We start from the raw sequence: 14,227 nt of genomic DNA, 5'->3' as shown, positions 1-14,227 counted from the left end.
CGTGGCGCTGACCGAGGTCGACGTCACCAACTCCTCCACCACCCAGTACGCGGGCCTCACCCAGGCCTGCATGAACGTGCCCCGCTGCGTCGGCATCACGACGTGGGGCATCCGGGACAGCGACTCCTGGCGCGGCAGCGAGAACCCGCTGCTGTTCGACCGCAACAGCAATCCCAAGCCCGCGTACACCTCCGTGCTCAACGCCCTCAACGCCGCCACCACGACGGTGCCGGGGACGAGCACCTCGCCCAGCGCACCCGTCAGTACCTCGCCCAGCGCACCCGTCAGTACCTCGCCCAGCGCACCCGTCAGTACCTCGCCGAGCACGCCGTCCGGCACCGGGTGCACCGCGACGTACAGCACGGTCAACAGCTGGGGCGGCGGCTATCAGGGCGAGGTCACCGTGACGAACAACGGCTCGTCCGCCCTCGGCGGCTGGACCGTGAGCCTGACGCTGGCCGGCGGGCAGACCCTCGCCAACATCTGGAACGGGATCAACACCGGCACCAGCGGCAGGATCAACGTCCGCAACGCCACGTACAACGGCACCGTCGGCGCGAACGCCTCGACCAGCTTCGGCTTCCTGGTCAACGGCAGCACCAACACGGCGCCCGGCACCCTCTCCTGCACCGGCTCCTGACCCGGCCGGCGTGCCACGACGGCCGGGCCCGCAGCCACCGGCTCCGGGCCCGGCCGGTTCAGCCGGCCAGGTCGACCTCGTAACGCCGGACCAGCTCGGCGACGGCCGTCGGGACACGCGGTGAGCCACACCGTCCAGCCCACGCGTCACGTGATGTGGGTGATGACGAGTGGCCCGACGGCGCCGGTGACGGTTACCCATCCGGAATGTTGTGGGCGGGCGCTGGGTGCCACCGGCGCCGGCGATGTGACCTGCGTGTGAGTCTGGTCCGAGGCGGGCCCGTCCTGTTGGCGGCGCGGGAGAATCCGGTCATGGAGTACGACAAGGCTCTCGGAGCCGGATGTATCTGCCACTGGAGTCGCCACACCGCGTGCATCGACCTCCTGGACGGCAACCGCGTCGAAGACGCCTGGCACGAACTCGACCTGCCCGACCCGAAATGCCCGGTGCACCGTCGTGCGGAGGGCTTGTCCCTGCCTCGTCAGCCCGAGCCGCCGCTTGGTCGCGAGCCATCCAGCGCACGACCCGTGCAGGTGTGAGCTCGGTGCCGGTGTCGTGGGCGATGGATGCGACGCCGCGGTCGAGTTCGACGTCGCTCCAGCCTGGCAGGGAAGGCGATTTCAGGGCGTCCTCGCCGAGTGGGTGATCTCGGTGTGAGAAGTCTCTGCCAATCGGCCCGGGCATGAGCCGGGAACTGCCAGCATCGGTCAGTGCCGTCCGTACGGAGCCAGCTCCTCGCTCCGATCACGTCGGCGCTGCCGGGCCGTGCCCCGAGGCCGCCGGCGACTGATACACCGACGCCGGCCGGCGATCGACGAGCTCGGCATCGTCCTCGGACTCGACCTCGAACATGCGGTGGTGCAGCCATGACTCAGCTCGCGGCACAGAGACCCGACCCGGCCGGCCCGGCCGGCACTGCACCGGCGACGCCGGAGCAGAAACGAGCGCGGCTGGTGGGGGTGGACGCCGCCCGGGGTGTGTCCCTGTTAGGCATGGTCACCTTGCACGCCCTGTACGAGGCCGACGCAGCCGGCCACCCGACCTGGTCGGAACTCGCGTTCAGCGGCAAGGCCGCGGCCGCGTTCGCACTGCTGGCCGGGGTCGGCATCACACTCGCGACCGGTCGCCGGCCGGTCCGCCGGGCCGACGCCCGGCCCACGGTGGCGATGCTCGCCGTCCGCGCACTGGCGATCGGCACGATCGGGCTGTTCCTCAGCGGATCCGACACGGTGCTGAACTCGGTGATCCTGCCCTACCTGGCCGTGGTGTTCCTGCTGGCGATCCCGCTGGTGTTCCTGCCGACCTGGACCACGGCCGTGATCGGCGTGGCCCTCGCCACCGCCGGGCCGGCCGCCAACCACATCCTGCTGCCGCACCTGCCGGAACCCAGCCTGGCGAACCCGACCTTCGCCCGCCTGGCCGACGACCCGGTCGGAATGCTCACCGAACTGTCACTCACCGGCTTCTACCCGTCGCCGGTCTGGCTGGCCTACATGTGCGCCGGGATCGTCATCGGCCGGTTGAACCTCGCCAAGATCCGGACCGCCGCCGTGCTGCTCGCCGGTGGCGCGGTCCTCGCCGTCGCCGCGAAGACGGCCTCGTCGTTCCTGCTGCACCGGTACGGGCTGGCGCACATCTGGTCGGCGCAACCGGCCAGCGGGCTCAGCGTGGCGCAGACCAACGACCTGCTCACGTTCGGCGGCAACGGCTACACCCCGTCGTCGACCTGGTGGTGGCTGACCATCGACGCCCCGCACACCAGCACCCCGTTCGACATTCTGGGCACCACCGGGATCGCCGTCGCCGTGCTCGGCCTCCTGCTGCTGCTCGGCCACGTGAACGTCCGGTACCTGCGCCAGCTGATCGCGGCCGTGCTGGTGACACTGGCCGCGGTCGGCAGTATGACGCTGAGCTTCTACGCCGCGCACGTCATGTTCATCAACTCCGAATACGACACCTACAGTGCGACAACCGGCTGTATCGTCCAACTCGTCGCCGTGGTGTTCATCGCACTCGCTGTGCGGTACACCGTGGGCCGCGGCCCGCTGGAGGCCGTCGTCGTCGCACTGGCCACCCGCGCCCGCCGGCTCAGCATCACCTGGACGGCCGAGCAGGCCGCGGCTCGACGGTCGACCCGTAACGGCGGCCGGATCGTGGCCGGGTCCGTCAAGGTCAGGTGACCAGTCTGCACGTGTCGAACGACAGGCAGCCGCAGCTCCACGGTGTCGGCCGTCACCGGGCCAGCGTAGCGCTTGACTTGAACCTTGGTTCACGGCGAAGCATGGCCGGCATGACGGACATCAAACAGGCCCTGGTCATCGGGGCCACCGGCAACATCGGCCGGCACGTCGTGGCGTTGCTGCGGGCCCGAGGCGTCGCGGTACGCGGGATGGCGCGGGACGCGAGCGGCCTGCCCGAGGGCGTCGAGCGGGTCGGCGCGGACGTGCGGGACCTCGACGCGCTGCACGCCGCGGTGCAGGATGTCGACGCGGTCCTGCTCGTGTGGCCCTTCATGACCGCCGACGGCGTCGACGACGTCGCGGCGGTGATCGGCCGGCCGGGGCGGCGGGTCGTGTACGTCTCCGCGATGAGCGTGCGCGACGACGCCCCGCCTGCGCGTAACGGCGTATGGGGTCAGGTGGAGGACGCGATCCGGCGCAGCGGCGCGGACTGGACATTCCTGCGGGCCAGTGGCTTCGCCACCAACACGCTGCAGTGGGCGCCGGCGATCCGCGCCGGGCAGCCGGTCCGGGTGCCGTACCCGCAGGCGGCCCGGTCACTCATCGACGAGCGGGACATCGCCGCCGTCGCGGTCGTGGCGATGACCTCTCCCGGGCATGCCGGGCACGCCTACACCCTCACGGGGCCGGCGGCGGTCACGCAGGCCGAGCAGGTAAGGCTGATCGGCGTCGCGGCCGGCTTGCCGGTACTGGTCGAGGAGGTCGGCCACGACGAGGCCCGAGCGGAGATGTCGCGCTGGGCCGAACCCGCGTTCGCAGACGCCGCACTGGGATATTGGGCATCGCTCGTCGCCGAGCCGGAGCGGGTGACGGACACGGTGCGGCAGCTGACCGGATCGGCGGCCCGCCCGTTTGCGCAATGGGCCGGCGACCACGCCGCCGACTTCCGGCCGACACCGATCGAGGAGGTCGCCCGCCGATACGTGGAGGCGTTCCGCACCGGGCGGATGGAGCGCGCGCTGGCGCTCTTCGACCCGGGCGTGGTCCGGGTCGCACCCGCCGAGACCGGCGGCGAACGCACAGAGCTGCGCGGGCTGCCCGACATCCTGGCCAACGCCGACCGGCTGACCGCCGACTTGGATATTCACGCCGTCGTCGCCGAAGGCCCGTTCGTCGGCGGAGACCGGTTCGCCGTGCGGTTCACCTTCGACCAGACCCACCGTCCTTCAGGGCGGCGCGCCGAGGCGACGAAGGTGTGCCTGTACACCGTGATCAGCGGCGCCATCGTCCGCGAGGAGGTCAGCTACTTCGACCCGCCGTCACCGGGAAGCCCGGCTGTGGCCTGACGACGTGCTCCTCGTCGCTTCGACAGTGTTGAGCACCCGGGCGAGGACGCTGATCGTGCTTCTGGACGACCTCTTGGACGAGCCCGGCAAAGCTTAGCCGGGTGGCCATTCGGGTATGCAGCTGTCACCACAGCCGATGCGTCCGGCAGGGATGGAGGCCGCAGTGCCAGAGATGGTACGACGGGGCCGTGTCTTCGCCGCGCGGGCGTCGGCAGGGCTGGTTGCGATGGCGGCCGCAGGGACCGTGTTCGTGCTGCTGCTGGCCCTGGTGCGGGGCGCCTGGGGTCCGCTGGAGGCGTTCGACCGGTCTGTCGCCAGTGGACTCAACGCCCAGGTGGCGCGCGAAGACCTGACCGTCGCTGTGCTGCGGGCGGTCGGCGGCTTCGGCGGGCGTACCGCCCTGCTGCTGGTGCTGCTGGTCGGCACGGCGTACCTGCTGATCCGCCGGCAGCCGCGGCTGGCGGCGTATGTGGTGGTCACCGCCGGTGGGGCGTTCATGCTGGACCCGGTGGTCAAGCTGCTGGTCCAGCGGCTCCGCCCGGTCGTGGACGTGCCGGTCGCGGCCGCCCCCGGCCCGAGCTTCCCCAGCGGGCACGCGCTGACCTCTGTGGTCTCCTACGGCGTCCTGCTGCTGGTCTTCCTGCCCACTCTGCCCAGACGATGGCGGAACTGGGCGTTCGCGGTCACCGGCGGGCTGGTGGTCCTGATCGGGTTCACCCGCATGGCACTTGGTGTGCACTACCTCACCGACGTGCTTGCCGGGTGGGCGCTGGGTACCGTCTGGCTCGCCGTCACCGCTGCGGCGTTTCGCACCTGGCGCCGCGAAACCGGCCATGGTGCGGCGCCGATCACCGATGGGCTCGCGCCGGAAGCCGCCGCCCAGCTTGTCGCCAGCCCGGCGCACCACGACAACCCGCCGCCACACGCCGCTCTCAAAGCCGCCGAACTGGTCGTTGCCTGGGTGCTCGTCGTCGGCGTGCTGGCCGGCGTCGGCGTGCTCGTCACCACGGTGCTGGCCGACAGTGCCGCCTTCGCCTTCGACCTGGATCTGGTGCGGTGGCTGGCCGCGCACCGCACCCCCGCCTTCAGCGCCGCATCCAAGGTGGGCAGCGCGCTCGGCAGCACACACTGGATCATTGCGGGCACCCTCGCCGGCGCTGGGCTCGCCCTGGGCGTGTTCCGCCGCTGGCGGCCTGTCCTGTTCCTCACCGCTGTCATGGCCGGTGAGATCACTGTGTTCCTCACTGTCGCCACCGTGGTCCACCGCGCCCGCCCCGCAGTTCAGCCGCTCAACCCCAACCTTCCGCCTACCGCCAGTTTTCCTTCCGGACACGTGGCCGGCATCCTCTGCCTCACCCTCGCGATCGCCGTGCTCACCTGGCACAGCACCTGGCGAACCTGGCGATACACCGCGATCATCGCCACCGCACTGCTGCCCGCCGCGGTCGCGCTCTCCCGCCTGTATCGAGGCGTGCACCACCCCACCGACATCCTTGGCAGCGTCCTGCTCGCCGTGCTCTGGGTCACGGCCAGCTGGTGGATCATCCGGCCAACCGCCGACCGGCCCGCGGCACGCGCCCGCCGATCGGCTCCCGGGGCGAGAGAAGACGCGCCGCACTCCGCGAAGAATCCAGTGGCGATCCGATAGCGCCGCCGTACCTGCTCGCCTGCCGATCGGCTGGACCTGGTCCGTGAGGCGCACAGTGGCGAAGGACGTCGCTGCCGCCTGCGACGAGCCGTGCACGTCGCCGTGCTCAGCGGCGCATGCGGCATGGACGCAGCTGGTGCGTGAGGGTGCCGCCGCGCTGTCGACCCGGCTGGGGTACCGCACACCGCGCTGACCCGCCCGTTCGGCGCACGACGCCGATGGCTGTCCATCGACGTCATTGACACCCCATATGGGGGTCCTCTACCGTCGCGTCCAATCGACATATCGAAACCCGTTCGAAATATCGAACAAACCTTGAAGGACGTGTTCGCGAGAGCGTGTCGGAGTGGGTCGCGCCGTGCTGGACGGACGGCGACCCTCCCCGTCGTTTTCGCCTGCAAAAAATGCAGAGACATGTGTCAATGTTTGAAGTGTTTCGAAAAGTGTTTCAAGGGTTGACCGGCCGCATTTCGTAGCCGTATCGTGCGGCACACGCAAATCGGCTGGAAACTGGTCAAAGCACCGATCAATGCATTGGTGCATTGCCGTCCCCGCACCCGCGTACGTGCAGTTCGTACGCCGGCGGCCGACGGTTCAGCACGGTCAAGTCGGCGAGGCGGCACGCCTCTCCGGCTCCCTTGAATGTGCAGCGATGAGGCGAGACGAAGGAGGCGAACGGTTATGCAGGAAAACCCGTTGTGGTCTCGGCGCGGCGTCCTGGGAATGGGCCTGGGACTGCTCGGCGCGGCCGGTCTGGCCGCATGCTCGGACACCCCGTCGACGTCGACCCCCAACAAGGTGCAGCCCGAAGTGCCGCAGGAGCTGATCGACGCCGCGGTGCCGTTGAAGGGCTCAGCGCTCGGGGTGCTGTCGCAGAAGCTGTACTCGACCGCGGCGAACGCGGCGCTGGACAGCTCGATCAAGACGTTCGCCGGCGCGACCGGCACCACGATCGAGAACAGCCTGGTCCAGGCCGACGCAGGTGACGTGGTGGCGAAGATCGACGCCGAGGTGAAGGGCGGCGTGGCGCGGGACCTGGCGTTCATGACCGACTCTCGGTTCGTCGCCCAGTTCCACGCGCTGGGCGACCTGGAGGACGTGACGGACGTCGTCACGGCGCTCACGGCCAAGTACGGCGAGCCCACCGCGGAGTCCAAGAACTTCTGCGTCTTCGACGGCAAGTGGTTCGCCATCCCGTACCACTTCATCGGGATCGGCTCGTTCCTGCGCAAGGACTGGATGCAGGAGAAGGGCATCACCCCGAAGGAGGTCTACACCTGGGAGGAGCTGCGCGACCTGTGCCTGGCGATCTCCGATCCGGGCAAGCGCCGGTTCGGCTGGGGCATGACCGTGAACCGGTCCGGTGACGCCAACGGCATGATCGAGGCACTGATCAACGCCTACGGCGGTTCGATCGTCGACAACGACGGCCGGAAGGTCATCTTCGACTCGCCCGAGACGGTGCAGGCGGTGACGTTCCTCGGCGACATCTACACCAACGCCAAGTACAAGCCGATGCTGCCGCCCGGCGTCACCGCCTGGACCGACTCCAGCAACAACGAGAACTGGCTGGCCGGCATCCTGGGCTACACCCGCAACCAGTTCAGCGTCTACGCCGACTCCAAGACGAAGAAGAACCCCGTCTACGACAACACCCACGTGTTCGCCGACTGCATCGGTCCGGCGACCGACACCCCGCTGCTGCTCGGGCAGTCGCAGGCGTTCGTCGTGTTCAAAGGCGCCAAGAACGCCGCGCTCGCCAAGCTCCTGGCGCAGTACCTGGTCAGCGCCAAAGCCCTGCTCGGCGTGGCGAAGGAGGCACCCGGCCTGGCGCTGCCCGCCTGGGAGAAGGTCTGGGACGCCGACCCGTACTTCACCAGCGGCGACCCGGCCTTCCCGGTCCAGCGCAAGATCACCCAGCTGAAGCTGCCGCTGAAGACCAAGACCGGCCTGGCCTTCCCGCAGAAGGCCAACGCCGGTCAGCAGGCCGCCGTCGGCGCGTACGTCCTCACCGACATGATGCAGCAGGTCATCCAGGGCACGGCACCCGCCAAGGCCGTCACCGCCGCGCACGCCAAGATGGTCCAGATCTTCAACCAGCAAGGGCTGCCGCAGTGACATCGGTGCTGACACCGCCGCCCCCAGCGACGAAGACACCCTCGTCGCCGGGCGGCGGCTCCCTCACACCGACCCAGCGGCGGCTGGGCCGCGACTGGCGGCTCGCGGCGCTGTTCCTGGCGCCCATGGCCCTGCTCGTCGGCGGGCTCGTCCTCGTCCCGATCGCCCGGTCGATCATCACCAGCACCACCGAACGCCACGGCCAGGACACCGTCTTCGTCGGCCTGGACAACTACCTCACCCTCGCCGGCGACGAACAGTTCCGCACCGGCGTCATGAACTCGTTCGTGTTCACCGCCTACGCCGAGGTGTTCAAGGTGGTGCTGGGGCTCGCCGCGGCACTGCTGCTGCACCATCGCCGCCGCGGGCGGGCCCTGCTGGCCGGTCTGCTGCTGCTGCCGTGGGTGGTGCCGACGGTGGTGACCGCGTTCGGCTGGCGCGCCCTGCTCGACCCGATCTTCGGCAGCGTCAACACCCTGCTCACCGACTCGGGGATCGGGCCGCTGCTGGCCGCCGCGCACCTGGTCGACGCCTGGCCCGCGGGCTGGCTGTCCGACCCGTCACTGGCCATGCCGTCGGTGATCCTCGTCAACGTGTGGAAAGGGGTGCCGTTCTTCACCGTGACGTTCCTCGCGGGACTCAAAGCCATCCCGGCGGAGCTGTACGAGGCGGCGACCATCGACGGTGCCTCGGCGGTGCGGCAGTTCATCCACGTGACCCTGCCCGGACTGCGGCACGTGCTCACCGTGACCGTGACGTTGTCCTCGATCTGGACCTTCAACAACTTCGACCTCATCTGGCTGCTGACCCAGGGCGGCCCGGGCGACGCGACCGCACCGTACGTGCTCGTCGCCTACTCCAAGGCGATCCTGCAACTGCAGTTCGGGGCCGGGGCGGCGGTCACCCTCATCATGCTGCCGATCATCGGCGCGCTGGTGTACGTCCTGGTCCGGCTGACGCGCGGCGGCGAGGCCAGCACACCGTCCGGGCCGCCCGGACCGGTGCGCAGGGCCATGCCATGGGCCATGGCGGTGACGATCGCCGCGCTGCTGGCCTGGGCGTCGCCGCAGATCTTCTGGAAAGCGGCGGTGGTGCTGGCGGCGATCCTGCTCGTCGCGGCGGCGGTCGGCCGGGTGGCCTCGGCGTTGCGGACCTGGGGGCATCGCCGGGCGTCGTCCTCGCTGTCGGGCCTGGGCTCCTGGGTCGCGCTGGCCGGACTGCTCATCTTCGTGCTCGGCCCGCTGTACTGGATCTTCGTCACGGCGTTCAAATCTGAAGGCCAGATCGTCATGCACTCCAGCGACCTGTGGCCCGCACCGTGGACCCTGCAGCAGTTCAGTGACCTGTTCGCCAACCAGCCCTTCGGCCGCTGGTACGTCAACACCGTCCTGGTGTCCCTGGCGTCGACCGTGGCCGCCCTCGTCTGCGCCGCCCTGGCCGGCTACGCGCTGGCCCGGCTGCGGTTCCGCGGAGCGCAGAGCTTCACCGTGACGGTGCTGCTCACCTACGTGATGCCGGGAGCGCTGCTGTTCATCCCGCTGTACCAGCTGCTCATCGGCGTGCGGCTCAACGACTCGCTGTGGTCCCTCGTCGTGACGTACCCGACGTTCACGCTGCCGTTCGCCACCTGGCTGCTCACCGGGTACTTCTCCTCGATCCCCATCGAGCTGGAGGAGGCCGCGCTGGTCGACGGCTGCACCCGCCTGCAGGCGTTCGGCCGGGTGGTGCTGCCCCTCGCCAAACCCGGTCTCCTCGCCGTGGCGCTGTTCACCCTCACCAACGCCTGGAACGAGTTCCTCTTCGCCTTCGTGTTCCTCACCAAGGACGAGTACAAGACGCTCCCCGTCGGCATGCAGGCGATGATCACCGGCGACGTCGTCCCGCAGGGGCAGCTCGCCGCCGCGTCGCTGCTCGTCAGCATCCCCGTCGTGATCATGTACGCCTTCGGGCAACGCTTCCTGACCGAAGGTCTCACCGCCGGCGCGGTCAAAGGCTGACCTTACGACTTCGAAAGAGTGCAGGTCTTGAACATCGTCAGGTACGAGTTGGACGGCCACGTCCACGTCGGGCTCCACACCGACGGCACCGTCACCCACATCGAGGGAGTCTCGGCTCTGGCGCAGCTGTGGCAGCTGCCGGCCACCGAGCTGCAGGCACGGTTGTGCCGGTCCGTGCCGGGTTCGGCGGTGCCGCTGTCCAGGGTGCGGCTGCTGGCACCGGTCGACGCGTCGACCGAGGTGTGGGCGTGCGGTGTCACCTATCAGGAGTCGCGGGAAGCCCGGATCGAGGAGAGTGAACGGGCCGCGGACGTGTACGCGCTGGTGTACGACGCGCAGCGGCCGGAGGTGTTCTTCAAGTCGGTGCCGTGGCGGGTCCGCGGTCCCGGCGCGCCGATCGGCATCCGGGCCGACTCCGAGATCGACGTCCCGGAGCCGGAACTCGCCGTGGTGATCAACCGGTACGGTGAGATCGTCGGCTACACGGTCTGCAACGACGTGTCGTCGCGCAGTATCGAAGCCGCGAACCCGCTGTACCTGCCGCAGGCCAAGACCTACTACGGCTCGTGCGCCCTCGGCCCGTGGATCACGCCCGCCTGGGACGTCGGCGACCCGTACGCCCTCGCGATCGACCTCGCGATCGAACGGGACGGCCGCGAGCACTGGCGGGGCAGCACCAGCACGTCGCTGCTGCACCGCCGGTTGGACGACCTCGTCGGGTACATCATGCGCGGCGACGTCCATCCCGACGGCGCGGTGCTGTCCACGGGCACCGGTCTCGTGCCGCCGGCGCCGTTCACCCTGACCGACGGTGACACCGTCCGGATCACCATCGACATGATCGGCACGCTGACCAACCCGGTCCAGCGCGGCATCCCGCAGGCGGCCGCGGCATGATCGTCAGCATCGACCCGAGCACCGGCGCCACCGTCGAGGTCCTCGACGTCCCCGCCGAGGACCTCGACCGGATCGGCGACCGCGCCCACGCCGCACACCGCGACCTCGAAGCTGCCGGACGCCCCGGCCGGGCCGCGATGCTGCGGGCCATGGCTGCGGCACTGGAGGACCGCCGCACGGCGCTGGTCGCGGTCGCCGACCGGGAGACCGGCCTCGGCCGGCAACGGCTGAACACGGAACTGACCCGCACCGCGTACCAGCTCGGGTTCTTCGCCGACGTCCTCGACGACGGCGCATACCTCGAGGCCACCATCGACCAGGCCGGAACGACCCCGATGGGTCCACGCCCGGACCTGCGGCGGATGCTTGTCCCGCTGGGGCCGGTGGCGGTCTTCGGCGCCGCCAACTTCCCGTTCGCGTTCTCCGTACCGGGTGGCGACACCGCCTCCGCGCTCGCCGCCGGCTGCCCCGTGATCGCGAAGGTCCACCCGGCCCACCCCGCCACCTCGCTGCGGTCCCGCGACGCGCTGCTCGCCGGCGCCCGGGCCGCGGGCCTGCACACCGACGTGGTGTCACTCGTGTACAGCGACGACACCGCGGCGCGGCTCGTGCAGCACCCGGACATCACCGCGGTCGGGTTCACCGGCTCGGTGCGCGTCGGCCGGCTGCTCGCCGACCTCGCCGCCGCCCGGCCGGCGCCGATCCCGTTCTACGGCGAGCTCGGCGCGGTCAACGCCGTCGTGGTCGGCCGGGCCGCCGCACGCGACCGCGGCGCGCAGATCGGCGACGGGCTCGCGGCCTCGTTCATGCTCGGCGTCGGGCAGTTCTGCACCAAACCCGGCATCGCGTTGATCCCGTCCGGAACCGCCGGTGCGGCGCTGACCCAGGCGCTCACCGACCGGGTCGCCGCGGCCGGCGCCGGCATCATGCTCAGCGAGCGCATCGCCGGCGCGTACGCCGACGGGGCCGGGCGCCTGCTCGCCGCACCCGGCGTCGACGTGCTCGCCCGGGGCGGCGACGCGCCGGCCGAAGACCTCCAGGGCTTCCAGGGCTTTTGGGGCTCGCCGCTGCTCCTGCGGTCCCGGCCGGACGCGCTCGACGGCCCGCTGCTGGAAGAGTGCTTCGGGCCGGCGCTGATCCTCGTCGAGTACGACACCGACGACGACGCCCTCGCCACGCTGCGCCGGTTCGGGCCGGCGCTCACCGTGACCGTCCACGCCGACGACGAGGACCGGCCCGCCGCCGCCCGGCTGCTGGACCACGCGCACCGCACGGCGGGGCGCGTCGTGTGGAACGGCTACCCGACGGGTGTGGCGGTCACGTGGGCGATGCACCACGGCGGTCCCTACCCCGCCACCACCAACGCGCTGCACACCAGCGTCGGTGCCGGCGCGATCCGCCGCTGGCTGCGCCCCGTCTGCTTCCAGGACGTCCCGCAGGACCTGCTGCCGGACGAGCTGCGCGACGAACCCTCGTGCGGCCCCGTCCCGCGCCGCGTCAACGGAACATTGATGCTCGGTGGCTGACCGGCGGGTTCCATTGTGTCGATTGTTGAGGAGAGAGTGTCGTGCAGTCACGTCGCAGCGCGCAGTGGTACGCGGGCAACGACCGCAACAGCTACCTGCACCGCGCCTGGATGCGCCGCGGGCTGCCGGCCGACGCGTTCGACGGCCGGCCGCACATCGCGATCGCCAACACCGCCTCCGACCTGACCCCGTGCAACGCCCACCTCGACGAGGTCGCCCGCAGCGTCCGGGACGGCATCCACGAGGCCGGCGGCATCGCGTTGAACCTGCCGGTGGTGTCGCTGGGGGAGACGCAGGTACGCCCGACGGCGATGCTGTGGCGCAACATGGCCGCGATGGCGACCGAGGAGATGCTGCGGGCCAACCCGATCGACGGCGTGGTCCTGCTCGGCGGCTGCGACAAGACCATCCCGTCGCTGCTGATGGCCGCCGCGTCCGTGGACCTGCCCGCCGTCGTCATGCCCGGCGGCCCGATGCTGACCGGGACCTTCCGCGGCGCCCCGCTGGGCTGCGGCACCGGTGTCTGGCAGCTCAGCGAGGAGGTCCGCGCCGGCACCCTCAGCGCCGCCGAGTTCATCCGCTCGGAGTCCTCGATGATCCGCAGCAAGGGGCACTGCAACACGATGGGCACCGCCTCCACGATGGGTCTGCTGGCCGAGGTGCTCGGCATGACGCTGCCCGGCGTGGCCGGCATCCCCGCGCCCGACAGCCGCCTGCTCGAGGCCGCCCACGCCACCGGTGTGCACGTCGTGGACATGATCGACGCCGGTCGGCGGCCCAGCGCCGTGATGTCACGCGGCTCGTTCCTCAACGCGATCGTGGCCCTCGCCGCGCTCGGCGGCTCCACCAACGCGGTGGTCCACCTCCTCGCCATCGCCGGCCGGCTCGGCGTCGAGCTCACGCAGGACGACTTCGACCGTACCGGCGCGCACGTGCCGCTCCTGGTGGACCTCCAACCGGCCGGCCGGTTCCTGATGGACGACCTGCACCGGGCCGGCGGGCTGCACGCGGTGCTCAACGAGGTCCGCGACCTGCTCGACCCCGCCGCGCTCACCGTCACGGGACGGCCGCTGGTGGAGTACCTCGACAGCGCCCAGGTCTACGACCGTGAGGTCATCCGGCCGCGGGAACAGCCGCTGCAGCCGGCCGCCGGGATCGCGGTCCTCTACGGCAACCTCGCCCCGGACGGCGCCGTCATCAAACCCGCCGCCGCGTCACCGGAACTGCTGTCACACCGCGGTCCGGCGGTCGTCTTCGACTCGATCGAGGACCTGCACGCCCGCCTCGACGACCCGGACCTCGGCGTCACCGCCGACTCGGTGCTGATCCTGCGCGGCTGCGGCCCGAAGGGCTACCCCGGCATGCCGGAGGTCGCCAACCTGCCGCTGCCGGCCAAGCTGCTCGCCGAAGGCATCCGCGACATGGTCCGCATCTGCGACGGCAGGATGAGCGGCACCGCATACGGCACCGTGGTCCTGCACGTCACGCCGGAGGCCGCCGCCGGCGGGCCGCTGGCGAAGGTCCGCACCGGCGACATCATCGTCCTCGACGTCGCGGCCCGACGCTTGGACGTCGACGTCCCCGACGCCGAACTCGCAGCCAGAGCACCTGCCGCCGCCGCCGTGAACGCCTTCGCCCGCCCGCGGCGCGGCTGGGAGCGCCTCTACGTGGACACCGTCGGCCAGGCCAACACGGGCGCCGACTGCGACTTCCTGCTCGGCTCCAGCGGCGATGAGGTCTCCCGCGAATCCCACTGATTTCGTACATCGCACGGCGGCGGGGCACCCGTCATCGCCGGACCCCTCGCTGTGGCGGGCCGTCGGGCAGGCACCGGGCGTCCCAAGGACATCTGGTGCACGTTCCCGGCGGCCCGCC

General features: G+C 70.7%; 10 protein-coding genes and 1 pseudogene. All 11 read left to right on the top strand.

Translation table 11 applies throughout. The features are described 5' to 3' along the window. Positions 1 to 640, top strand: a 640-nt coding sequence (locus OP18_RS28125; protein ID WP_033362065.1) for a cellulose binding domain-containing protein, incomplete at its 5' end; no start/stop codon positions are given. A 311-nt stretch (positions 641 to 951) separates the two neighbouring features. Next, positions 952 to 1,179, top strand: a complete 228-nt coding sequence (locus OP18_RS57660) for a hypothetical protein (RefSeq protein WP_156089847.1) — start codon at positions 952 to 954, stop codon at positions 1,177 to 1,179. A 327-nt stretch (positions 1,180 to 1,506) separates the two neighbouring features. Continuing rightward, on the top strand, positions 1,507 to 2,820 hold the full coding sequence (locus OP18_RS28120; RefSeq protein WP_081971195.1) for a heparan-alpha-glucosaminide N-acetyltransferase domain-containing protein: 1,314 nt from the start codon (positions 1,507 to 1,509) through the stop codon (positions 2,818 to 2,820). 110 nt (positions 2,821 to 2,930) lie between these two features. Then, positions 2,931 to 3,767 (top strand): annotated as a pseudogene (locus OP18_RS28115) (NAD(P)H-binding protein); the annotation flags it as partial. A 36-nt stretch (positions 3,768 to 3,803) separates the two neighbouring features. Further along, positions 3,804 to 4,166, top strand: a complete 363-nt coding sequence (locus tag OP18_RS60890; RefSeq protein ID WP_279327206.1) for a nuclear transport factor 2 family protein — start codon at positions 3,804 to 3,806, stop codon at positions 4,164 to 4,166. A gap of 226 nt (positions 4,167 to 4,392) precedes the next feature. Further along, a complete protein-coding gene (locus OP18_RS28110; RefSeq protein ID WP_052387465.1) occupies positions 4,393 to 5,814 on the top strand; it encodes a phosphatase PAP2 family protein in 1,422 nt (473 codons plus the stop codon). 723 nt (positions 5,815 to 6,537) lie between these two features. Then, positions 6,538 to 7,932, top strand: a complete 1,395-nt coding sequence (locus OP18_RS28105; RefSeq protein WP_245635544.1) for an extracellular solute-binding protein — start codon at positions 6,538 to 6,540, stop codon at positions 7,930 to 7,932. Then, positions 7,929 to 9,929 carry an ABC transporter permease gene (locus tag OP18_RS28100; RefSeq protein WP_033362063.1) on the top strand — a complete coding sequence of 667 codons (2,001 nt, stop codon included), beginning with the start codon at positions 7,929 to 7,931 and terminating at the stop codon, positions 9,927 to 9,929. Before OP18_RS28105 ends, OP18_RS28100 begins: the two co-directional genes overlap by 4 nt. A gap of 27 nt (positions 9,930 to 9,956) precedes the next feature. Beyond that, positions 9,957 to 10,826: a fumarylacetoacetate hydrolase family protein gene (locus OP18_RS28095; RefSeq protein ID WP_033362090.1), complete on the top strand. Its 870-nt coding sequence runs from the start codon at positions 9,957 to 9,959 to the stop codon at positions 10,824 to 10,826. After that, a complete protein-coding gene (locus tag OP18_RS28090) occupies positions 10,823 to 12,352 on the top strand; it encodes an aldehyde dehydrogenase (NADP(+)) (protein WP_033362062.1) in 1,530 nt (509 codons plus the stop codon). The genes OP18_RS28095 and OP18_RS28090 overlap by 4 nt, the downstream gene beginning before the upstream one ends. Positions 12,353 to 12,393: 41 nt before the next feature. Continuing rightward, the gene (locus OP18_RS28085) at positions 12,394 to 14,109 is read left to right on the top strand and encodes a dihydroxy-acid dehydratase (protein WP_033362061.1); all 1,716 of its coding nucleotides are present in this window, start codon (positions 12,394 to 12,396) and stop codon (positions 14,107 to 14,109) included. Positions 14,110 to 14,227 lie beyond the last annotated feature (118 nt).

This window comes from Dactylosporangium aurantiacum (assembly GCF_000716715.1).
Taxonomy (GTDB): Bacteria; Actinomycetota; Actinomycetes; order Mycobacteriales; family Micromonosporaceae; genus Dactylosporangium; species Dactylosporangium aurantiacum.
Note: the sequence above shows the minus strand (reverse complement) of the source record. Positions and strands in the feature narration are given on the sequence as shown.

Coding starts and splice junctions, on each gene's coding strand:
- OP18_RS28090 (WP_033362062.1), top strand. CDS start 10,823: ATGATCGTCAGCATCGACCCGAGCACCGGCGCCACCGTCGAGGTCCTC.
- OP18_RS57660 (WP_156089847.1), top strand. CDS start 952: ATGGAGTACGACAAGGCTCTCGGAGCCGGATGTATCTGCCACTGGAGT.
- OP18_RS28120 (WP_081971195.1), top strand. CDS start 1,507: ATGACTCAGCTCGCGGCACAGAGACCCGACCCGGCCGGCCCGGCCGGC.
- OP18_RS28105 (WP_245635544.1), top strand. CDS start 6,538: ATGGGCCTGGGACTGCTCGGCGCGGCCGGTCTGGCCGCATGCTCGGAC.
- OP18_RS28110 (WP_052387465.1), top strand. CDS start 4,393: ATGGCGGCCGCAGGGACCGTGTTCGTGCTGCTGCTGGCCCTGGTGCGG.